This is a genomic window from Psychromonas aquimarina ATCC BAA-1526, assembly GCF_000428725.1.
GTDB lineage: Bacteria > Pseudomonadota > Gammaproteobacteria > Enterobacterales > Psychromonadaceae > Psychromonas > Psychromonas aquimarina.
In genome coordinates this window covers 160,141-181,314 of record NZ_AUAM01000008.1, presented here as the reverse complement: position 1 = coordinate 181,314, position 21,174 = coordinate 160,141, and the positions used below count along the sequence as shown (strand labels likewise).

19 protein-coding genes are annotated in these 21,174 nt (G+C 36.5%); 2 read left to right on the top strand and 17 right to left on the bottom strand.

What is annotated here, in order from left to right; genetic code table 11:
* Window positions 1–73: 73 nt before the first annotated feature.
* Window positions 74–247: a hypothetical protein gene (locus tag G337_RS28530; RefSeq protein ID WP_157619167.1), complete on the bottom strand. Its 174-nt coding sequence runs from the start codon at window positions 245–247 to the stop codon at window positions 74–76.
* A gap of 111 nt (window positions 248–358) precedes the next feature.
* Here G337_RS28530 and tusA point away from each other — a divergent pair, with 111 nt between their 5' ends.
* Window positions 359–595, top strand: coding sequence for a sulfurtransferase TusA (tusA, locus tag G337_RS0101940; protein ID WP_028862379.1), 237 nt, complete (start codon window positions 359–361; stop codon window positions 593–595).
* 72 nt (window positions 596–667) lie between these two features.
* Here tusA and galE read toward each other — a convergent pair whose 3' ends face one another.
* The gene (gene galE, locus G337_RS0101935; protein ID WP_028862378.1) at window positions 668–1,684 is read right to left on the bottom strand and encodes a UDP-glucose 4-epimerase GalE; all 1,017 of its coding nucleotides are present in this window, start codon (window positions 1,682–1,684) and stop codon (window positions 668–670) included.
* Between the two features lie 799 nt (window positions 1,685–2,483).
* Here galE and G337_RS0101930 point away from each other — a divergent pair.
* Entirely contained in the window at window positions 2,484–3,587 is a 1,104-nt protein-coding gene (locus G337_RS0101930; RefSeq protein WP_028862377.1) for a glycosyltransferase, read from the top strand.
* A 20-nt stretch (window positions 3,588–3,607) separates the two neighbouring features.
* Here G337_RS0101930 and G337_RS0101925 read toward each other — a convergent pair whose 3' ends face one another.
* From G337_RS0101925 to cpsG, 15 genes are all read right to left on the bottom strand, one after another.
* A complete protein-coding gene (locus G337_RS0101925) occupies window positions 3,608–4,789 on the bottom strand; it encodes a glycosyltransferase family 4 protein (RefSeq protein WP_037026895.1) in 1,182 nt (393 codons plus the stop codon).
* A complete protein-coding gene (locus tag G337_RS0101920) occupies window positions 4,779–5,660 on the bottom strand; it encodes a GDP-mannose 4,6-dehydratase (RefSeq protein ID WP_028862375.1) in 882 nt (293 codons plus the stop codon). Before G337_RS0101920 ends, G337_RS0101925 begins: the two co-directional genes overlap by 11 nt.
* A 118-nt stretch (window positions 5,661–5,778) precedes the next feature.
* A complete protein-coding gene (gmd, locus tag G337_RS0101915) occupies window positions 5,779–6,813 on the bottom strand; it encodes a GDP-mannose 4,6-dehydratase (RefSeq protein ID WP_028862374.1) in 1,035 nt (344 codons plus the stop codon).
* Between the two features lie 145 nt (window positions 6,814–6,958).
* On the bottom strand, window positions 6,959–9,232 hold the full coding sequence (locus G337_RS0101910) for a DUF7024 domain-containing protein (RefSeq protein WP_051302887.1): 2,274 nt from the start codon (window positions 9,230–9,232) through the stop codon (window positions 6,959–6,961).
* Between the two features lie 10 nt (window positions 9,233–9,242).
* The gene (locus G337_RS29510) at window positions 9,243–9,584 is read right to left on the bottom strand and encodes a GtrA family protein (RefSeq protein WP_425414420.1); all 342 of its coding nucleotides are present in this window, start codon (window positions 9,582–9,584) and stop codon (window positions 9,243–9,245) included.
* A 66-nt stretch (window positions 9,585–9,650) separates the two neighbouring features.
* Window positions 9,651–10,580: a glycosyltransferase family 2 protein gene (locus G337_RS0101900; protein ID WP_028862371.1), complete on the bottom strand. Its 930-nt coding sequence runs from the start codon at window positions 10,578–10,580 to the stop codon at window positions 9,651–9,653.
* A complete protein-coding gene (locus G337_RS0101895) occupies window positions 10,577–11,695 on the bottom strand; it encodes a DegT/DnrJ/EryC1/StrS family aminotransferase (RefSeq protein WP_028862370.1) in 1,119 nt (372 codons plus the stop codon). Before G337_RS0101895 ends, G337_RS0101900 begins: the two co-directional genes overlap by 4 nt.
* A 3-nt stretch (window positions 11,696–11,698) precedes the next feature.
* On the bottom strand, window positions 11,699–12,235 hold the full coding sequence (locus G337_RS25365; protein ID WP_051302886.1) for a GNAT family N-acetyltransferase: 537 nt from the start codon (window positions 12,233–12,235) through the stop codon (window positions 11,699–11,701).
* A complete protein-coding gene (locus tag G337_RS29400; protein WP_028862369.1) occupies window positions 12,225–13,145 on the bottom strand; it encodes a WxcM-like domain-containing protein in 921 nt (306 codons plus the stop codon). Before G337_RS29400 ends, G337_RS25365 begins: the two co-directional genes overlap by 11 nt.
* A 169-nt stretch (window positions 13,146–13,314) precedes the next feature.
* The gene (locus tag G337_RS29505; RefSeq protein ID WP_028862368.1) at window positions 13,315–13,518 is read right to left on the bottom strand and encodes a sugar phosphate nucleotidyltransferase; all 204 of its coding nucleotides are present in this window, start codon (window positions 13,516–13,518) and stop codon (window positions 13,315–13,317) included.
* Between the two features lie 393 nt (window positions 13,519–13,911).
* A complete protein-coding gene (locus tag G337_RS0101875) occupies window positions 13,912–16,392 on the bottom strand; it encodes a glycosyltransferase family 4 protein (RefSeq protein ID WP_028862367.1) in 2,481 nt (826 codons plus the stop codon).
* A gap of 2 nt (window positions 16,393–16,394) precedes the next feature.
* Entirely contained in the window at window positions 16,395–17,666 is a 1,272-nt protein-coding gene (locus G337_RS27495) for a class I SAM-dependent methyltransferase (RefSeq protein ID WP_051302885.1), read from the bottom strand.
* A complete protein-coding gene (locus G337_RS0101865; RefSeq protein WP_028862366.1) occupies window positions 17,656–18,882 on the bottom strand; it encodes an ABC transporter ATP-binding protein in 1,227 nt (408 codons plus the stop codon). The genes G337_RS27495 and G337_RS0101865 overlap by 11 nt, the downstream gene beginning before the upstream one ends.
* Complete coding sequence (locus G337_RS0101860; RefSeq protein ID WP_028862365.1) at window positions 18,879–19,673, bottom strand: ABC transporter permease; 795 nt, start codon at window positions 19,671–19,673, stop codon at window positions 18,879–18,881. Before G337_RS0101860 ends, G337_RS0101865 begins: the two co-directional genes overlap by 4 nt.
* Window positions 19,674–19,785: 112 nt before the next feature.
* Window positions 19,786–21,171 carry a phosphomannomutase CpsG gene (cpsG, locus tag G337_RS0101855; RefSeq protein ID WP_028862364.1) on the bottom strand — a complete coding sequence of 462 codons (1,386 nt, stop codon included), beginning with the start codon at window positions 21,169–21,171 and terminating at the stop codon, window positions 19,786–19,788.
* Between the last annotated feature and the right edge of the window lie 3 nt (window positions 21,172–21,174).

Here is a 21,174-nt window from a genome sequence, read left to right as displayed (position 1 = left end):
GCAAGAAAGACTTAAACCTGTGCAGGTTTAAGTCTTTTTTATTTATATAAGAAAAGCTTAAAACATATAGCAGTTAAGAGCGGGAGTTCCTCTGTTCACCTAATTCCATCCATAATGCCAGAGATGATATTAACAGTGCCATGGGCCAGATACTGGAAATGATCGATACAAAAGGTAGGATAGGAATAACCAGCAGGGTAATTATTATACAAAGGTAGATATAAATTCGATAATCAGCTTGTAACATAAGACCTCCCTGCAATATGATCCCTTTATATTAAATAAGTCTAGTAAGCTTTCATTCTTACCTTTAGAGCATTTCGGACTTAAAACAGATTAGTTATAGCAGAGAGTTACAATGAGCAAAGAGAGTATACAGGAATTAGATACATTAGGTTTACGCTGTCCGGAGCCTGTCATGATGATCCGAAAAACAGTCAGAAAGATGCAGCAGGGTGAACTATTAACCGTAATAGCAGACGATCCGGCCACAACACGAGATATACCAAGTTTCTGCCGCTTTATGGACCATACTCTTATTGAAGCCGATATAAACAATGTGCCGTACCGTTATCTGATTCGCAAGGGCAGATAAAACGCTACTGTAAAAACAAAAAAGCCGCTGCAAAAGCGGCTTTGATAATTTTAATAGCCCGGCAAGAACTTATCAGTCAACATAACCATTAGGGTTATTAGACTGCCAGCGCCAGGTATCCTGCATCATCTCTTCTAATCCGCGCTTAGCCTGCCAGTTCAGCTCAGTAGAGGCTTTATCAGGAGCAGCATAACAAGCGGCAATATCACCTTCTCGTCGAGGTGACAGCCTGTAGGCAATTTCTTTACCGCAGGCTTTCTCAAACGCCTTGACCATCTCCAGTACCGAGTAACCATTACCAGTACCAAGGTTATAAATATGAACTCCTGTTGAAGAGTTTATTTTATTTAATGCTTTTAAATGACCAAGTGCCAAATCAACAACATGAATATAATCGCGTACACCGGTACCGTCCTTAGTCTTATAATCATCACCAAAAACAGCCAGTTCTTTTAATTTGCCCACAGCAACTTGTGCGATATAGGGCAGTAAATTATTTGGAATACCGTTTGGATCTTCACCAATCAACCCGGAGATATGCGCGCCTACTGGATTAAAGTAACGAAGGATGGCAAATGACCAGCGCGGATCGGATTTAGCAACATCCTGCAGTACCATCTCAACCATCAGCTTAGATGTACCGTAAGGGTTAGTCGTGCCGCCAACAGGAAAATCTTCACGGATAGGTAAACTGGCCGGATCGCCGTAAACCGTTGCAGAAGAGCTGAATACCAAATTAAATACGCCGGCATCCGCCATCGCATCTAATAAGGTTAATGTACCCTGGACATTATTCTGATAGTAAGAAACCGGATGAGCAACGGACTCGCCAACGGCTTTTAGCCCAGCAAAGTGAATAACACTTTGAATCTCATGCTTAGCAAAAACTGAATCCAAGAAGGTTTTATCTAAAATATTCCCCTGGTAAAAAGCACAAGTTTTGTTTGTAATCTTAGCAACACGATTCAAAGACTCCTGTGATGAATTGCAAAGGTTGTCGACAATAACAACCTCCTGTCCGGCTTCTAATAGCTCTAAAACAGTATGGGAGCCAATGTAACCCGCACCGCCAGTGACTAAAATGGTCATATAATTATTACCTCTGAATTTCATTTATAATTGATTTAAATAAGCAGATAGAGCTTAATTTATTCGCCCCACCAAAACACTGCAAGAGCATTTTCTATACTCAATGTACTGTTTTTTTTGACAGCCAATTCGCTTAAATCTTTACCTGCAAGCCATTGTTACCTGTTATAAAAAGATTCATTGTTAATATTTGCCTCATTAATTTAATGTTCAGTAGTGATAATAGCCTCTTTGTACAAATCAACCCTAGTTAATAAAATCACCAGCCTTTATAATACTTAGCTTTCTCAAAAAACATATAGAGTATCATTGGGCCATACAAACTCATCCAATCAAAAAATATTAATGGCAAAGCGAAAACAAAATGTGGTCTCGTTACCGCTCCATACATCAGCATTATTTCATGCAGATGCCAGAAATCGCCCAATTAGTGACTCAAACAAGCGCGATGGTCAAAAATGGGGGATATTTTGTTTTAGATATGGTTAACCTGTAAAACTCATGAGTTAGCAAAATGAAGAGCCCATTTATTGGGAGCACAAGAGTCTAATGAAAAGACAACATTAAAGTGGATTAAGTCAAGAAGAATTACTTTATGAAGACCTTCACATAGTGGATTGTCTTGAGAACACTTTACATCCGAAAATAATAACTGAAAATGGAAAAGTTGAACTGGGACGAAATAGCCCCCCTAACTCAACTTGATATGGCTTGCCATAAACTGATATTCCAACTGTTCAACAAATATTGCTTAATGTGCCTGTTGGATATATACACAAAAACTTGAGACTAAAATATTATGAAAGTATTACATGTTTATCGCACCTGTTACCCTGAAACTAAAGGCGGGCTAGAGCAAGCGATTAGATTTATCTGTAAAGGGTGTAATAAGCATAATGTTGAAAGTACAATCCTAACTCTCGGCGATGAAAATAAAGAATACAGCTTCGAGGGCACTAAAATAATCGTGGTAAAAAAAGACCTTGAGATTTCTTCAAATGGCTTTTCAATACGATTATTCAAAAAATTTAGAGAACTTAGTCTAAATACAGACATTATCCACTATCAATATCCATGGCCTACAGCTGATCTATTAAGCCTAATCGCCCCGAATAAACCATCCATTGTCAGCTATCAATCGGACATAGTAAAACAAAAATTTCTCAAACTTCTCTACTGGCCGCTTGAACAAATTTTCTTTTCTCGTGTCCACAAGATAATTGCCAGCTCACCACAGTACGCAAATTCAAGTAAAAACTTAACTAAGTATAAAAATAAAGTAGAAGTCATTCCTTTAGCGATAGATGAAAAATCCTACCCTATTATCAGTGACAGCTTATATAAGAAATGGAAAAAACAGGTCGGAGAAGGTTTCTTCTTATTTATTGGTGTATTACGCTATTACAAAGGACTCAAATATTTACTTGAAGCTGCAAATATCAATCGACTACCGGTTGTTATTGCTGGCGATGGGCCAGAAAGAGAGAGCCTTAAAAGATATATAGATAAACACAAGCTAACGAACGTGAAGATGGTTGGTTTCATTGAAGAAAATGACAAGGTTGCACTACATCAACTATCAAAATCATTCATATTTCCATCTCATTTGCGCTCTGAAGCTTTTGGTATTTCATTATTAGAGGCGCAACTATATAGCCGGCCAATTATTAGCTGTGAAATTGGGACCGGCTCTTCTTACGTCAATATTAATAATGAAACAGGCTTAGTTGTTGAGCCGGCTAATCCAAAAAGCTTATCAGATGCAATGATAAAAATTAACAGTCAACCCCAATTAGCCATAAAACTGGGAAAACAAGCAAAGATAAGATACGATAATAATTTCACAATTACACAATATGCAGATAATTATTTAAAACTATACAAAAATCTGCTTAACAATTAAAGCATACTTGAGGCGCCTTACTATAGGTGTTGTACAATAGTTAATATGTCGTCAACACATTTTTTCCAACTAAAAAGCTTCGCTCTTTCAATAGAACTAGACTCTAATGAAGCTATTAATTGATCATCGGTTAAAATAGACGACATTCCATCTCTCATTGATTTAATAGAATCAGGCGCAATCAATAAAGCAGAATTCCCAGCAACCTCTGCCGTTGCTCCAATATTTGATGTCATAACCACAGCCCCCGAGGCCATCGCTTCCAAAACTGGTAAACCGAAACCTTCATAAAGTGACGGATAAGCGAACAGTTTGGCACTCGCATATAAACGCTTAAGGTCATCGTCAGCAACATAACCAGTTATAATGAGCTGCTTAGATTTTAACAAATCTTGGTTTTGCTCAAATAGTTCATTATTCTTCCATCCAGGATCGCCAACCAAAACAAGCGGGTACAGTTCTTTTAGTTTATCAGGCAGAGCCCTATACGCACTAACTAAACGCGGCAAATTTTTTCTTGGTTCAAGCGTAGCAACACTCAGAATAAAGCCTTTATACTTAATCTCAAAATGAGAAAGGATTTGTGAACAATCAAAAACAGAATAAGGTTGAAATGAATCATCAGCGCCAAGGTACACTGTAGAAACCGCACCTTCTGCTTTTTCATAATTTTGAAGCAATTCATCTCGAATATAATCAGAATCAACCATCACATGCGTAGAAACCGTGACCGCTGATTTTACTTTTTTGGTTAAAAAAGTAACTCTTTCTTTAGGGTGGAATTCAGGGTAGGTAATAAATGAAAGATCGTGTACCGTTGTGACAACCTGACCATCAAACGGCATTGGAACGAAACTTGGCTCAAAATACACATACCCCTCACTAGCTAGCTGTCGCAAATATTTTTTAGCTCGAAAATTAACTAGAAGGTGTTTAATAGAATAAATACCGGGTACAGACCTCACTATATTAATTAATGTTTTTTTCAGAGTAAATTGTACAGAATCCTCATTTTGACTTTTAGATTCAAAAGAGGAAAGCAGCTGCTCTATATCCGATTTTTCAAATAGATGACCATTTTGCAAACCAACCAAGATTACATCCCGTTTTAACAGCTCAGCAATAACATTTTTAGTATAATAGCCAATCCCAGTTAAAGGCTTGCGCAATGGGTTTAGGTTAATCAGAAGCTTAATTTGCATGGAACATATCAAATAATGTTTGATCGATTGAAATAGAGGGTTTTGAACCAGTCATATTGAATAATTTGCTATTATCCCCACCTAATATTTTTATTTCGTTAGCTCTAACAAAATCAGGATTAATCTTCACATTGATTGAGTAGCCGGCAATATCTTCCATTTTTTTAATAATTGTTGATAATGAGTGCACATTACCTGAACATAGATTAAAAACTTCAGATTTAACATCCGACTCCAATAAATCAACATAACTTTTTGCAATATCTCTTACATCACTGAAATCTCGCGATACATCGATATTACCCAACTCAATCTCCGGTTTATGCTTGCAGAAATGGCTAACAATCTTAGGGATCAGAAAGTTATCCTGCTGCCCTATACCTGTATAATTAAAGGGACGAGTCACTATAATCGGAAGCTTAGCAAACCAAAGCTTAACCATATGTTCCATCGCCAACTTACTCATTGCATAATGATTGACTGGTGACGCTTCCTGCCCTTCATTAATTTTAGGAACATCTGGATTTCCATAAATATTCGCACTACTCGCCAAAATAATTTTTGAGACATCTAAACCAAGCTCAAATATAGCTTCAAGAATATTCAAACTTCCGAATACATTAACATCATAGAATGCTTTTTGATCTTCATGACCAACAAAAGATAAAGCGGCAAGGTGAATCAGTGCATCGGGCTTAACAGAGTCGATACAACGCTTCACGGCTTCCTTATCAGTTAAATCACAGGCTACTTGCCCGACAATAGGGTTTGCATATACAAGACCGATAACATCATACCCCCGGCGGCTAAGCTCTTCTGCTACATATCGACCTGTGAAACCATCAATTCCTGTCACTAAAATTTTTTTCATAAAGTACCCGAACCTATCGAATTTAATATAAAAAAATAGCGACCATTTAATTACTCAATAAGGTTAATTAAATGCCCGCTATCGCAATTTATTAGTATAACTAAAGATTAACTCATTCTTAGAATGAAAAACCTTGCTTGTTACGGCGTAAATCAGCTTTAACCATCATAGAACAAAGTTCTTCCAATGTGGTTTTCGGTTCCCAGCCAAGAATATCTTTAGCTTTTTGAGGGTTACCGATTAGCAGCTCAACTTCTGCCGGGCGATAGAATTTAGGGTTCACCTTAACAACTATTTTCCCCGTTGCTTTATCAGCAGCAGTTTCACTTTCCTCTGAACCACTCCACTCAAGCTCGATATCAGCGGCTTTGAATGCCATAGTAACAAAATCACGAACCGTTTCAGTTCGGTTTGTCGCTAATACGAAAGTATCTGCTTTTTCAACTTGAAGCATGCGCCACATACCTTCAACATAATCTTTTGCAAAACCCCAGTCTCGTTTCGCTTCCATATTGCCCAGCTCAAGAAGGTCTTGCTTACCTAGTTTTATTTTAGCAACTGTATCTGTAATTTTACGGGTTACAAACTCTTGACCACGAAGAGGTGATTCATGGTTAAATAAAATACCACTCGTTGCAAAAATATCGTAAGACTCACGGTAGTTAATTACCATCCAGTGTGCATAAAGTTTTGCTACACCGTAAGGGCTGCGTGGATAAAATGGCGTAGATTCTTTTTGCGGAATCTCTTGAACTTCGCCAAACATTTCTGAAGTAGAGGCTTGATAAAAACGAATTTTAGGATTAACAATACGAATCGCTTCAAGCAGATTAACTGGTCCTAAACCTGTAATTTCAGCTGTTGTGATAGGTTGATCAAAAGAAACACCTACAAAACTTTGTGCGGCTAAGTTATAAACTTCATCTGGCTTGGCTGTTTCAAGTAAACGGATACTAGAGCTTAAATCAGTCAAATCATATTCAATTAACTCAAGATTAGCATTATCTTTAATACCCAGCTCTTCAATCCGCCAAAAGTTAACAGAACTAGTACGGCGATACGTACCATATACTTTGTAACCTTTATCAAGAAGTAACTCCGCTAGATATGCGGCATCCTGACCTGTAATTCCTGTTATTACTGCTGTTTTCATTGTTTTATTCATCCTGTATATATTATACCTTTCATCAAAGCCCGATTGTTTATGGGAAACTCTAAAATGTCAAACCTGAACGGCTTAAAGTAAGTAAATGAGGCATAGTTTTATCCCAAATTATGTAGACCGTTAAATAAAGCAGCTATTTTACCTCAATAATCTTTAAAGAAACAAATCCAAAGCCTAATTGACGATGATCATTTCCGAGCCCTAATTCAAATGGTGAAACTGGGGTTGGTATATATATTTCGATATCATTTAATTTAACGTTATCCTGAACAAAATTAATATGATAAATATTTGTACCTGCAATAATTTTTACCTCATGTATCAAATTACCCACTTTAATTTTTAAAAGTTCACCTATATTAGGCCCGAAGCCTACTCCCTTTAAAACAAGCTGAAACTTATTCGGCAAAACGTCAATAAAAGAAAGGTGAACAAAATCTCCATCCTGACTATCTGACCAACGCCCCCAATCTTCCCGTTGAGAAAGTCCAGAGATATCTCTTAAAAATGATGGTAGCCCCGGGTTAGAAAATTCGAAACCACTCAGAAGGTTTGCTTCATATCTATAACCGATATAACCTAACGATTCAATTATTTCCTTTGTAGTTAAGTCTGTTAGCGTATCAACTGATGAATCTGAAAGCTTAAAAAAATATGCCATATTATCTTTGCGTACAAGCCTAGGCTCACCCAATAACTCCGTAATCTCTGAGATAATTTTTCTACCTCCATCCTTAAACCCTCGGCTGTCAATATATATGCCAGCAAACCCTAATTTCCTTATAACATCTATCTGGTATGAGAGTTTTGCTTCCGAAAGGGCTCTGTAAAATAAGTCACCTTCCCGACCTTTCATTCCCGCATAACTCCAGTTTAATTGCTGTGAATGCAAAAAACCAGTGGCTAAGTCGTAGGTATGTAAACCATAAGGTGGAGCTGCTTCAGGGAATTGTATATAGGGAAGCTGATAAATTGAGGACTTGGCAGGTAAAATGGCTTCAATATTTTTGACAAAACTATTATCATATTCAAACCTTTGCTGCTGAAGTTCGATAGCTTTTATATTAGCTGAAGTAGTCTGGTCTAAGATGGCCAGCACTGTTAATAACGATATCGCTCCGCCCCCACAGACAGTGTATAAACGAGACTTAAAAAACCATCTACTTTTATCAAAATAAAATTGTAGTACTATAAATAAGGCTAGAATAGTAGTAAATGAGATAAAAATACTAATTCGGTTCCATCCTCGAATAGATGCAGAGATAACCCACGCAAATAAACTCCCTGCTCCACCTATGGTTCCAAACAAATAAAACAAAAGCGTTAAACTAATTAACAAGCTAAGTCGTACATCGATAGGACGCCCCGCAAGCACAATTACTAAACTAAACCCAATAACCAATAACCCTAAGGAACCAAGGATACCCAAACTTGATGTCATATTTTCATTAACTAGCGGGGTACTGCTACTATAGGATTCGTTTACTCTTGCAAAAAGATCAATACGATGCCCAGGTCTTGGTAAAATTAATTGCATAAACTTAAATCCATATACCTCAGACTCATATTTTGCTCGTTCTGCAACTTCTGGATTACTTCCATATTGACTTTGGTGATATATATTAGGAATCAAATTAACCATAACAGTAGTTATCACAACAAAAATAATTAACCCATATTCTACAAATTTCACTTTATAACTATGCTTAAATACAGACAATATGAAAGATACAAATAATGCAATGACACCAAACAATGTATAATAAACACCGAATGATGAAATAAACATGAGCATTAGAATAGTAACTATCTTTCCAAAAACACTTGAAGGCATCAAGCTTTCATTTGAATAGATCCTGTATGATATATATATAAATATCGGCACACAGAAATACCAAATATAAAATAAGTGATCTATCCGAAGCATATGAAAGGCGGAAAAAGTAAAAATAACGGAAATTGAAAAAGCGAGAATACATCGTAAGGAAAACAACCTTGAAACTATATATGATGAAAGAAAAACGGCTGGAAAGCTCATTAAAATATATAGGTTAAATACAGCTGGGTATTCAGAAAAAAACAAACTAATAAATTTTATTACCAAATAGTTTCCCGCATCAACTCCGGGATAATCGTAAAAATCCGAACCAAATGGGAAACCACTTCGCTCGTTAGAAAATATCCATCCCTCCATGATACGCTTAATTTGCCACGAGTAACCTAACCCATCACCAGCATATATATAAGGTATCGACAAATTAAATGGCAAGAAATCACGAATTCCTTGAAAAAGGGTACAAGCTACTAGTGTTACAAAAATACAACCAAGTAATAGAACGACATACTCTTTTAATATAATATCCTTTAATGTTGGTGGGGTGAAATCTGTTCTCATTTCAATTTCCATAAATTTATACCTACTGACTATAACTCTTTGTCAGAATGATCTTAGTGACAAAATAAGTGAAAGGTAGCATTACTGCAGTTATTAAAAGAGGGGCAATTTGCTCACTTACATTAAAAAACTGAATCAATAACTCGAGTAAAAAAGCTGAACTAGCATACTGGAAAAGGTAAACAAGTGGATAAATAACTAATTTTTTAAAAGACAGTTCTACATTAAACACAAACTTTGAATTTAATATAAAAGATAGAATTATTCCAAATATATATGAGAGCATAAAAGCCAATTGATACGATAAAATAATATTGAGTAACAAATAAACTAAGTAACTCCCCCCGGTATTAGTGAGCCCCATAACAATATACATGACCCAATGTTTTTTTAGCTTTATATTCATATTTATTACAATTTTACCGTACACTTAGCGATTTGTCTTCTTACTTATAATTATAGATAAGGGGCGCCCTTTACTATTCTCATAAGCTCTCCAAGCATAAGTTCCCACCAAACCTAAGCCAAACAGATTTAATGTGCCAAATGATAAAATTACAATTATTGTAGTGGCATAACCAGATACCTCAATAAGTCCCATTAATCGTGCAGTCAGAACTACAATCGCAAAAACGAAGGCCAGAACACTTCCAATCGCTCCTATATTTGTTAGCATCCTGATAGGGAAATCGGTAAATGCAAAAATACTATCCATCATATAGTCCACCTTTTTCCTAAATGTCCATGAAGATGCCCCCTCTAGTCGCTCAAGTCTTTCATAAGAGACTAGTTTTCTCCTAAATCCAAGCCAAAAGATCAATGCAATTAAAGATGATCTTGATTCATCAAGTCTTAACAGTTCTTTTCGGAAAATATTATTGCAACCGAAGATGTCAACTCCACCACTGGGCATATCCTTTACAACTAAACGTCGATATATCCCCCAAAATATACCTGATGAAATTTTAGATGATAAAGTGTCAGCTCTTGAAGAGCGAGTACCAATAACAACATCATGGCCATCATCTTTTAAGATATTAAAAAACTCAAGTAGCAATTCCGGTGGTTCCTGTAAATCAGCGGCCATTACACCAAAGTAACTGCCTTTGGCTACTGACAAGCCCGTACGAATGGCCGAAAATGAGCCAAAATTTCTAGAATGAGCAATTAACTGAGCCGAAAAATCCAAACTTTCTAAACGCTGAAGAATCATTTCATACGATTTATCCGGGCTACCATCGACTACAAATACAGCTTCCATATTGCCATGAAGTTTAGAATTCATATCAGTTAACACATCTAATAATCTCGATATAGATTCTTCATTTTTATAAACAGGTATAATTACTGAGTATTTCATAGCGACCACTTATTAATTTCATTTACAATATACCCTACTTCATTCATCGTCATAACAGGACTAATTGGTAATGACAATACTTCCATATGTAGCTTTTCACTCACGTCAAATACATCATTACCCCACTCCTTATAAGCACCTTGCTTATGCGGAGGAATAGGATAATGAATTAATGACTGCACCCCATTCGCAGTTAGATAATCAGCTAACTTTTCACGCTGGGTCGTTTTAATCACAAACAGATGCCAGACATGGGCATTTACGTCTTCAACAACGGGCAACTCAATCAGCGGGTTATTAATCCCCTTTAAATACGCCAGGGCTACAGCCTGACGTGCGCTTGTCTCTTTATCTAAATAACGTAACTTAACGCGTAACATTGCTGCTTGTATTTCATCTAATCGGCTGTTCATACCTTTATATTGGTTTTTGTACTTTTCATGGGAGCCATAGTTACGCAAAGCAGTGATCGTTTTTGCCAACTCGCTATCATTAGTTGTGACCGCACCGCCATCGCCTAAAGCGCCTAAATTTTTACCTGGATAAAAACTAAAACCAGCGGCATCACCCAAACAACCAACTTTTCGACTATGGCCTTCTTTCTCAGTATACAAAGCACCATGCGCTTGAGCGCAATCTTCAATAACTTTCAAATTATGCTTTTTAGCAATGGTATTGATTTCATCCATCGCAGTTACTTGGCCATACAGGTGCACGGTTAAAATCGCTTTGGTCTTTTTAGTGACAGCCTGTTCGATTAACTTTGGAGCTAAGTTGAAGGTGTTAATATCAGGCTCAACTAATACCGGCGTTAAGCCATTTTCAGAAATAGCTAAAATAGAGGCAATATAGGTATTCGAGGGAACAATCACTTCATCCCCTTTTTGTATCACACCAAGTTCAATATAGGCTCGCAGAATCAGTACTAATGCATCCAAGCCGTTAGCGACCCCTAGGCAATATTTTGTTTCACAATAAGTGGCGAATTCTTTTTCAAATTCAACAACTTCATTGCCTAATACATACCAACCAGAATCAATGACTCTTGCACATGCTTCTTTTAATTCAGTTTGATATTGCGCATTAATTTTTTTTAAATCTAAGAATGGAATCATAAGTTACTCAATAAAATGTTTTTTTTCATTGTAAAAATTTATATAGTTTTTTTTATTTAAATTAAAAAAGTATTCAATTTCATTTTCTTCAATAATTTGAGCGCCCATTTTTTTGTGGAATGTTATAACACCTTTATTTTCTTTTCTTACTTCAAAATGACACTTAGAAAATTGAAGTGTTCTGAATGCTAACTCATAAACTAACATCGCACTTTCAACAGCAGATAATCTTGTTTTATTTTCATTAAGTATCCAACTACCCCATGAAAAGGATCCCTTTACACTTGCAAAGTCATATAACCTTACGGTCCCGATTGGGGTTTTATCTGCAATTTTTTCAATAATAAAATAATATTCAATGCCTGATTTTTCTTTTTCTTTATATTTTTTTATCCATTCTTTTTGATCTTTAACACTTCCGGTTACTTTTGATAAATATTTATTATATTTCCCATCAACTCTTAAAGAATTGATAAATTCAGCATCACTTATTTCAACGAGTCTAAATTTTATTGTTTTACCTATTTGTTCAAGCTTCATTATTCACACTCTCCATAAATTCATTGTAATTTCTAATGTAGTCATCTGGATCATAGTGATCTGAAGCAAAAACCATTAAAACCGCATCAGCAGAATATCTATATTGAACCCCCCACACCATAGGCGGTAAATATATCCCTTTATTCGGCTCGTCTAATATGAACTCTTGTCTTTGTTTACCATCATCCGCCATCACATGGCAACTTCCCTTAATACAGACTAAAAATTGATGGCACTCTTTATGTGCGTGCTCTCCACGAACGTCTTTGCTCGGCACATCAAACACTGCAAAATATCTTTTAGGTGAGAAAGGAATTTCTTTATTAAATTCCCCTACAGTTAGGTTGCCGCGTAAATCATGAATAAGTGGGAATTCATGCAGTGTCACGCCTTTAACTTTGATAAGTTCTGGCTCGGTTTTAACAGATAACGCAGATGTTTTCTTATTATTCTCCGTTGAGACATAGCCAACAATATGAGCAGGATTACCAACTACGATAGCATTATCTGGCACACTTCTTGTAACAACTGCTCCTGCACCAACTATTGCTTTTGAACCAATCGTAATTTCAGGTAAAACTGTTGCACCGGCACCGATAGATGCCCCTGATTTTACAAATGTTTTAGGAGAAGAATCAGAGTATGATTTTGAACGTGGATATTTATCATTTGTAAATGTTACATTCGGCCCAATAAAAACATCATTTTCTAAAACAATACCATCCCATAACTGTACGCTTGATTTAACGGTAACGTTATCGCCAATGAAGACCTTGTTTTCAATAAAACAATGAGAAGAAATATTACAGTTTTTACCTATAATCGCTTCAGGTAAAATCACTACAAACTGCCAAACATTTGTATTTTCACCAATATTCTCACTTTGGATATCTGCTGTTGTATGTTTCATCATATCTCTAATTTAATTTAACTAAATCTAATAAATACTGCCATAACAATTTTTAATCAATGGTTTGGCAATCGCTTTATTTGTTCCATGGACAACCAGCCCTGACAGAAGCCTATCTCTTCAGGCAGGCAATCTTAAAGCCTTGTTGTTTCTCGATAGTTTTCACATATTATCCAGCATCCATCAAGCTATCGTAAGTGCCTGTATCTACCCAAGTGAAATCACGATCCAATAATTCGATATTTAAATCACCACATTTTAAGTTTTCGTTATTACCGCTGGTAATTTCTAACTCACCGCATTCTGACGGTTTAATATTTTCCACTATTTCAATCACATCGTTATCGTAAAAAATATAATGCTGTGACAGCAAAGTCAGATTTTGCTATTTCGGGTTGCTCTTCGAGAGAAATAGCTTTGTAAGTTTCACCACCCTCTAGCACTAAACGAACATTATCGTCGCCAATAAACTCTCCGCCATAATGAATGCCTGCGCCAAGCCAACAAGGCTTGGTTGAACTTTATATGATATTTCGATACCAAATTGACTCCATAACCTAGCAAACGATTAAACCTTCATTTTTAGGTTGTTTATTATATTCATCCCCACTCTATTCTCTTCGGTTTAATTTACTTATCACTATCAAAATAAAAGGCATTATCACCCGCACTTCTTTAAAAAAGCCAATATCTCGAACAAAAAGCGACAGTCCTAAATTAGCTTCAATTAAAGCTAATTTAGGTTGTGTGGAAATTAACAACTGAATTAGTTAATATTTAGACATCTCAGTAGTTGTTCTGAACTTTCTTCCCAAGTCAGCCATGGCATGTTATCTGATTTTGGATGTTCATCTTTCTCATATAATTCCAACCAATTTCTTATCGTAGTGGCTATAACATCTACCCTGTTATCATTATCAAAATAATACGCATAGTCGCCGGCGACCTCACGGAACACAGGAATATCTCGAGCAATAACGGGGATATTCTGTTGCGCAGCTTCAATCAATGGCAAACCAAATCCCTCACCATATGATGCGGCTATCAATGCACAACAGTTATGATAGAGATACTGTAGTGTATCGTCAGAGCAATTACTCAACCACCTGACATTTGATGTATTTGCATTATGTGATTTAAGCTTTTTAACTAAGCACTCTGTATTCCACCCCTCTTTACCAACTATTAGTAACGTATAATCTTTACGTGATGCGAATAAAGTTTCAAATGCGTTGACAACTTGCTCATGACCTTTTCTTGGCTCAATTGTACCAACCATTAAAAAGGTCTTAGATAAATCTAGCCCTTCCAATTCTGTCGCGACACTCTCAGTTACAACATTTTTTGGTGTTGTAAAATCAGCTCCTAAATGAAAATGCTCAATTGTATAAGGAAGTAAACGTTCGACTGCTGAAGAAGATATGAATTCTTCTAGATCATTCGCAACTGACTCAGATATACAAAGCAGCTTATCTGCTCTTTCAATTATCATACTCCCCCATAAAGGGAAAGCATCTTTTATTCCTGAGTGAAAAAATTCCGGCATTCTTATTGGCAATATGTCATAAACAACAATACAAATGAAGACACCAAATTCACGCCACTTTTTATATATTTCACCGGTAACAGAAGCGGCGTGAGCGACAAGGTCTAACCCTATAAAAACATCACCAGAAGTCGGCAATACATAGCCTTTATCTCTATTTTGATTATTAGCATATTTACTTTCATAATCAAACGCATAGTAATAATGACCATCAGATGCAAGGTACACTAATCTAATTTGATGCGACAAGCTTAAATCAAACCATTTCTCTATTATAGACTTGACTACTCTTTGAATCCCAGTCTTAGCATCACTTTCTGCTAATGCAGTTATATCTATAAGTAGTTCTGGCCTCTCCTTAGGCATTGATAGATCGATACAGTTTGCAATTTTTTTTAGTTCACTCTTTGATAACTTTGATATTTTATCGGAAATGCTATCAATGCATTGCTTATATTTACTTTCTTTAGAAACTTCTAGTTTTTCTGAAACTGTAAAAGATTCCATCCTCTCAAGTACTTTCTTAGCTGTTGTAGTCCAAGAGAACATCTTAACTCTTTGTTTAGAATTATTAAGCAACAACTCATAATACTCGTTATCTACAAGTGCTTTTTCGATAAGAGCCGCCATTTCAACTGGGTCTAGAGGATTAAACATAGCATCCTCCAGTCCAATAACTTCAGGGATACTTGTAGTGTTTGATCCTACAACAGCAGCCCCACAGACCATAGCCTCTAAACACGGTAAACCGAAACCTTCATGTAGAGAAGGGAAAACAAACAAACTACATCGCTTGTATAGTACTATTAGCTCTTTATTTGACACGTGCCCAGTAAGAATCAGCTCACCTTGATGAAGCCCAGCCTTAGCTGCTTCAGCTTCAATAATTAGCCTTCGCTCTTCATCGATGTGAGAAACAATAACTAGTTTTAATGTGTCCCTGATTTCCTTATCAACGAGTGAATATGCTTTAAACAAACCCGTGATATTCTTCCTTGTATCAAGATTCGCTGTATATAATACATACTTGCCGATAATATTTAAATTATCTAAAATATTATTGGATTCAGTTTCTGTAATATCAATATTTAAGAAAGCATTAGAAACTGAAGATGATATATTAAACACCTTTTTCTCATCAATATTTAAATACTCTAGGCATTCCTTTTTTGCACTCTCTGAAATAGAAAAGAAAAGATCTGCTCGTTTAAATTGTTCAATTTTCCTATAATACCAAGCTTTCAGTAAAGGAGACTCAAGGTAGTCACTTTCATTGATCAGCGGAATAAGGTCATATAGAGTCACGGCCGTTGGAATACTCCCCCTCTCTGGAATATTCGTGACTGAGTTATTATCCAGCCCCTCAAAAAAACTACTAATATGAACAAAGTCAGGGTCAATAAGTTTAATATGGAACTCTCTAATTATTTCAGCACATTGTGTAAGTTCAATATTATTTTCAATACCAGACACACCAGTAACACCACCAAATATGTGAATATTTCTCCTCCCGACAAGAGGTTCAAACTGAGCACGTAAAGATAAGATCGTTTCACTTAAACTGGAGTTTAGTAATATATGAAAATCGTGCTTACCACTACCAATTGTAATCATTTCTAGGGCTAAATCTAATGAATACCTACCTATACCTCTCATGTGACTAGGACTTTGACATGACTGCAGATCTATTAAAATTTTCATGATTATTTCTCCCCCTTTATGTCGTTTAGTATTCTCTTCCCTCTCTCGGTTAAAAAGGTAGCATTACATATTTCATGTTTACTGGAATTATCCAAATGAAATTTTCTAGTAAACAGCTCCAGCCTAGAGCTTCTTTTTATAAGACTCCAGATGACAGCTTTTAGTTTTGGCCGCGTACTTACAAACCTGATTGCCCCTGAAATAAAAAAACGAATAACTTTTACTAGAAAAGACTTAAATCTAGCTCTAAAACCGAGAGCTCCTATCAACCGTACTTGCAGTCCAAACCACCGTAATGGCTTTGTGAAGCGCCAAGAACGAGACTGTAAAATATGACTCATTTCTACTTCTGCAGCATTTGCCTTTGCTTCTGTAGCATTTGCCTTTGCTTCTGCCACATTTGCCTTTGCTTCTGCCGCATTTGCCTTTGCTTCTGCCACATTTGCCTTTGCTTCTGCCACATTTGCCTTTGCTTCTGCCACATTTGCCTTTGCTTCTGTCTCAGCAGTTTTAGCTTCTACATTTAATAAACGACGTTCAAATTTAGCAGCGAGTGATACTAAAGATATCCCAAAATCCTGGCTGAAAACATTATCGAAATGCTTTAAAATATCACTATCTGCTTCTTTTTGTGCAACAACAGCATAATCTGGACTAGTACCTCCTAATACATCCATTAAACTTGCACAGTTTTGATTCACCAACTCTTTTGGTTCATTTAACTTCACAACCTTAGTCCGTATAAAACCATGAAATTCAGATATAAAAGACAATAACTCAGAAGGTATTGATTTAATATGAGTAGGATCTAGATAGAATTTTTCTGTCGCAACTTTAATATTTTCTGGATTTGGCGTTTCTAATATTAGAATTCCACCTGGCTTTAGGACTCGAAGCGACTCTTCAACTAGCACCTGAAGATCATCAAAACTTATATGCTCTACAACATGAAATGCACTAACTATTGCTATACTGTTATCATTCTGTTCTTTTAGGTATTGAATTCCATTGTCTTGTATGACGTCAAGGCCAAGCTCAAGGCAAGCATCAAGCATACCACTATCAAGATCTATACCTTGAGCAGAAATACCATTATCTTTAAGCAATTCAAGCCATTCACCTCTACCGCAACCAATATCTAAAGCAGAAGAATCAGGGTATAATTCTTTCAATTTCAGAATAAATGGCAAATATATTTTTATTCTATTTTTTATTAATGCTCTCGAGCCTCTAAATTTATCCTCGAATGCCCTATAAAAACTTTTATGAGACATGTTTTACCTCTATTTTTTGATCTAGCCAAACTGATCCGGCAAATACTTGTTTTGATGAATTCACTACATTGAAAACCAAGGTTAAATCACGCCATTCATAATTTTTCGTTAAGTGAGTATCTTGATCGGTCAATGCAGTCTGAATAGAATAACTTCCGGGCCCTAAATTTGCAGGAAAGGAGGCTATAAACTCATAGACATTTCCAGCTACTGGACTTTCAATCACTTGTTTTGTGTGCCATGTATTTGTGCCGTACATAACTTGCCCCAGTCGATCTTTTATACCGTAACCAAGAACCAATGATTCGATGTCTTGGTGGATTTTTACTTTTATACGTAATTCAAGCGCATCACCAACTCCAACAAATTCAACCATTTCACCTTTGGTATTATAAAGCCCAATTTCTTCGACGGTTGCTTCATTTGTGCCGGAAACGGTTTCCACTTTGCCATCTTCTTTAACTGTCTGCGTGACAGTACTGTTTTCTTTTTCTGCAATTAAAGCATTATAAAAGTCCATCACCTCTTCGGGGTTTCCATCTTTAATAACCGCCCCTTTCTCAAGCAAAATTGCTCTGTCACAGATAGCCTGAATAGAAGCACGATCATGTGAAACTAGAAGCAGCGTTGTGCCCTGTTCTTGAAACTCCCGTATACGGTTTAAGCTTTTGTGCTGGAAATAGGCATCACCAACAGAAAGTGCTTCATCTACGATCAGAATTTCGGGGCGGTAAGCAGTGACTACACCAAAAGCAACACGCATCTGCATACCACTGGAGTAGGTACGAACAGGCTGGTCAAAATACTCACCAATTTCAGCAAAAGCTTCAAGTTCATCAATAACAGCGTCAATCTGCGCTTGAGTAAAGCCCATTAATCCAGCTGAGTGATAAACATTTTGACGGCCAGTCAGGTCAGGATGAAAGCCCATGCCAAGTTCTAAAATAGCTGAGATACGGCCAGCGATATGAACACTACCTTGAGATGGTTTAAGGGTACCCGTAATAATTTTTAAAAGCGTACTTTTACCAGCACCATTTTGCCCGACAAGACCAACAGCCTCACCCGGAGAAAGAGATAAATTAATATGTTTTAAAATCTGATGTTCCTGAATAGGCTTAGATTTCAAACCAAACCAAGACAATATACGCTGAGATTCAGAGCGGTAGTCTTTGAAAGATTTACTTACATTTTTAACTTCTAAAACATTACTCATAAAACATCCGCCATCTCTTCGCTTGCTTTCTTAAAAATAACCATAGCCAAGCTCAAGCTTACGATGGCAAATACACTTGGGTACACAAGTAAACTAGCATCTGGTGCTTTATCGTATAGCAATACGTGTTGAAACCCCATCGTTACCCCTGTCATAGGGTTTAACATCAGTAGCCAATGGTGTTTTTCAGGTACAATTGAAGCCATATACACGATAGGCGTTAACCAGAACCAAAATTGTAAAGCAATGTTCATAACCTGCCCTATATCTCGCATAAACACGTTTAAAACCCCAAAAAACAAGCCTATTCCTGCAGCCAAACCTAAGGTAATTAAAACTAGCAATGGGATCCAATGAAGCATATGAAAAGGAAGGTGGCCTAAAAAACCAAAAACAACAAACATGGTAATGAACAGCAGCAAGAAATTAACTAACCCGCTTCCGATTATTATCAACGGAAGTGCAAGCTTAGGAAATGACATCTTTTTAAGTAAATTACCATTATCTATGAACACCGTTAGAGAGCGGCCTAATATTTCTGAGAACAACATCCACCCAACTATTCCTGAAAGGATGTAAACAGGATAAGCATATTGAGTTGCTACTTCCGGCAGTTTAGCCGTCATAATTTGAGAAAGAATCAGTGCATAAATAAGCACCAGCGCTAAAGGATGCAATACCATCCATAATCCACCAAGTTTACTTCGCGCAAAACGAGAGCGAAATTCAGTTTTAATTGATGAAAGTATAAAATATCGATACGCCCAAAGCGGGAGGAATACTCTTTTCATTTAAATAATACCTTTAAAATAGAAAATAATAACGAGAGGGGAAATTTAGCTTTGCAGCCTTTCATATAAAGCCGGGAAACCCCTATATACTTAACAGCAAAGCTTAGATCATTTATTGTGCACACAAAAGAGCTAGGAGCGCGGCTGTTTTATCTTCCATTAAAGCTACATCAGCACGAGACTCAACGTTCAAACGAACTACAGGCTCTGTATTCGATGAGCGCAAATTAAAGCGCCATTCACTAAATTCTAAAGTAATACCATCAGTTTCATCTATCACTAAAGCATCTTTTTCATAAAACGACCTGACTCGTTGAATAGCGGTTTGAGGATCATCCAGCTTATTATTAATTTCACCAGAAGATGGATATGCGGCGATACGAGCTTCAACCATTTCTGAAAGCTTTAATTCAGAAACAGACATAAGTTCAGAAACAAGCAGCCATGGAATCATACCTGAATCACAATAAGCAAAATCACGAAAATAATGATGCGCACTCATTTCTCCGCCATAAACCGCATCTTCTAAGCGCATTCGTTCTTTTATAAATGCATGACCGGTTTTGGACATAACAGGTTTTCCATCAGACTGCTCAACTATATCGATTGTATTCCATGATAAGCGTGGATCATGAATAATTTTAGCACCTGATTCTTTCTTTAAGAAAGCTTCCGCTAAAAGACCTACGATATAATAACCTTCTATGAAATCGCCTTTTTCATCAAATAAGAAACAACGATCGAAATCACCATCGAAAGCAATTCCCATATCAGCCTTATACTCTCGAACAGCAGATGCAGTATCTTCTCGACACTCTGGTAAAAGAGGGTTTGGAATACCATTAGGGAAGTTTCCATCGGGCTCATTGTGAACTTTTATCAACTCTAGAGGTATATTTAATGCCTTAAATTTTTCTTCAAGTACGTCAATTACATGACCTGCTGCACCATTGCCAGAGTTAATAACTAACTTTAAAGGTTTAATACTTTTTGGATTGATATATCCCATTAAGTGTTCTACATAATCACTTAAAATATCAACCTTTTTATATTCACCACGCACCAATGCAGGTTTAGCAAAATCATTTTTCTCAGCTGAAAGCTGGATTTCTCTTAACCCTGTATCGCCACTAATTGGTCTTGCATCTTCACGCACTAGTTTCATGCCGTTATAATCCATCGGATTATGACTAGCCGTTACTTCTACGCCACCATCAACTTGTAAGTGAAAAGTAGCAAAGTAAATTTCTTCAGTTCCACTTAAACCAATATCGAATACATTAATCCCTGCATCTCTTAAACCATTAGAAAGAGCCGTTTTTAACTCATCACTAGTTAAGCGAACATCACCGCCAACAACAACTGTTTTGTCTTTCTTATCATCTTTAACCAAGAATTCACCATAGGCACGTCCGATCCGATATGCAATACCATCATTTAATTCAGAGCCTAACTTACCTCGGATATCGTATGCTTTAAAACACGTTAATCTATTCATTTA

Excerpts from the sequence above, each read along its gene's own strand:
- G337_RS0101875 (WP_028862367.1), bottom strand. The coding sequence starts at position 16,392 with ATGAAAATTTTAATAGATCTGCAGTCATGTCAAAGTCCTAGTCACATG.
- G337_RS29510 (WP_425414420.1), bottom strand. The coding sequence starts at position 9,584 with ATGGGGCTCACTAATACCGGGGGGAGTTACTTAGTTTATTTGTTACTC.
- G337_RS0101930 (WP_028862377.1), top strand. The coding sequence starts at position 2,484 with ATGAAAGTATTACATGTTTATCGCACCTGTTACCCTGAAACTAAAGGC.
- galE (WP_028862378.1), bottom strand. The coding sequence starts at position 1,684 with ATGACCATTTTAGTCACTGGCGGTGCGGGTTACATTGGCTCCCATACT.
- G337_RS0101895 (WP_028862370.1), bottom strand. The coding sequence starts at position 11,695 with ATGATTCCATTCTTAGATTTAAAAAAAATTAATGCGCAATATCAAACT.
- G337_RS29400 (WP_028862369.1), bottom strand. The coding sequence starts at position 13,145 with ATGAAACATACAACAGCAGATATCCAAAGTGAGAATATTGGTGAAAAT.
- G337_RS0101920 (WP_028862375.1), bottom strand. The coding sequence starts at position 5,660 with ATGAAAAAAATTTTAGTGACAGGAATTGATGGTTTCACAGGTCGATAT.
- G337_RS27495 (WP_051302885.1), bottom strand. The coding sequence starts at position 17,666 with ATGTCTCATAAAAGTTTTTATAGGGCATTCGAGGATAAATTTAGAGGC.
- G337_RS0101860 (WP_028862365.1), bottom strand. The coding sequence starts at position 19,673 with ATGAAAAGAGTATTCCTCCCGCTTTGGGCGTATCGATATTTTATACTT.
- G337_RS28530 (WP_157619167.1), bottom strand. The coding sequence starts at position 247 with ATGTTACAAGCTGATTATCGAATTTATATCTACCTTTGTATAATAATT.
- G337_RS0101925 (WP_037026895.1), bottom strand. The coding sequence starts at position 4,789 with ATGCAAATTAAGCTTCTGATTAACCTAAACCCATTGCGCAAGCCTTTA.
- G337_RS25365 (WP_051302886.1), bottom strand. The coding sequence starts at position 12,235 with ATGAAGCTTGAACAAATAGGTAAAACAATAAAATTTAGACTCGTTGAA.
- gmd (WP_028862374.1), bottom strand. The coding sequence starts at position 6,813 with ATGAAAACAGCAGTAATAACAGGAATTACAGGTCAGGATGCCGCATAT.
- G337_RS0101910 (WP_051302887.1), bottom strand. The coding sequence starts at position 9,232 with ATGGAAATTGAAATGAGAACAGATTTCACCCCACCAACATTAAAGGAT.
- cpsG (WP_028862364.1), bottom strand. The coding sequence starts at position 21,171 with ATGAATAGATTAACGTGTTTTAAAGCATACGATATCCGAGGTAAGTTA.
- G337_RS0101900 (WP_028862371.1), bottom strand. The coding sequence starts at position 10,580 with ATGAAATACTCAGTAATTATACCTGTTTATAAAAATGAAGAATCTATA.
- G337_RS0101865 (WP_028862366.1), bottom strand. The coding sequence starts at position 18,882 with ATGAGTAATGTTTTAGAAGTTAAAAATGTAAGTAAATCTTTCAAAGAC.
- tusA (WP_028862379.1), top strand. The coding sequence starts at position 359 with ATGAGCAAAGAGAGTATACAGGAATTAGATACATTAGGTTTACGCTGT.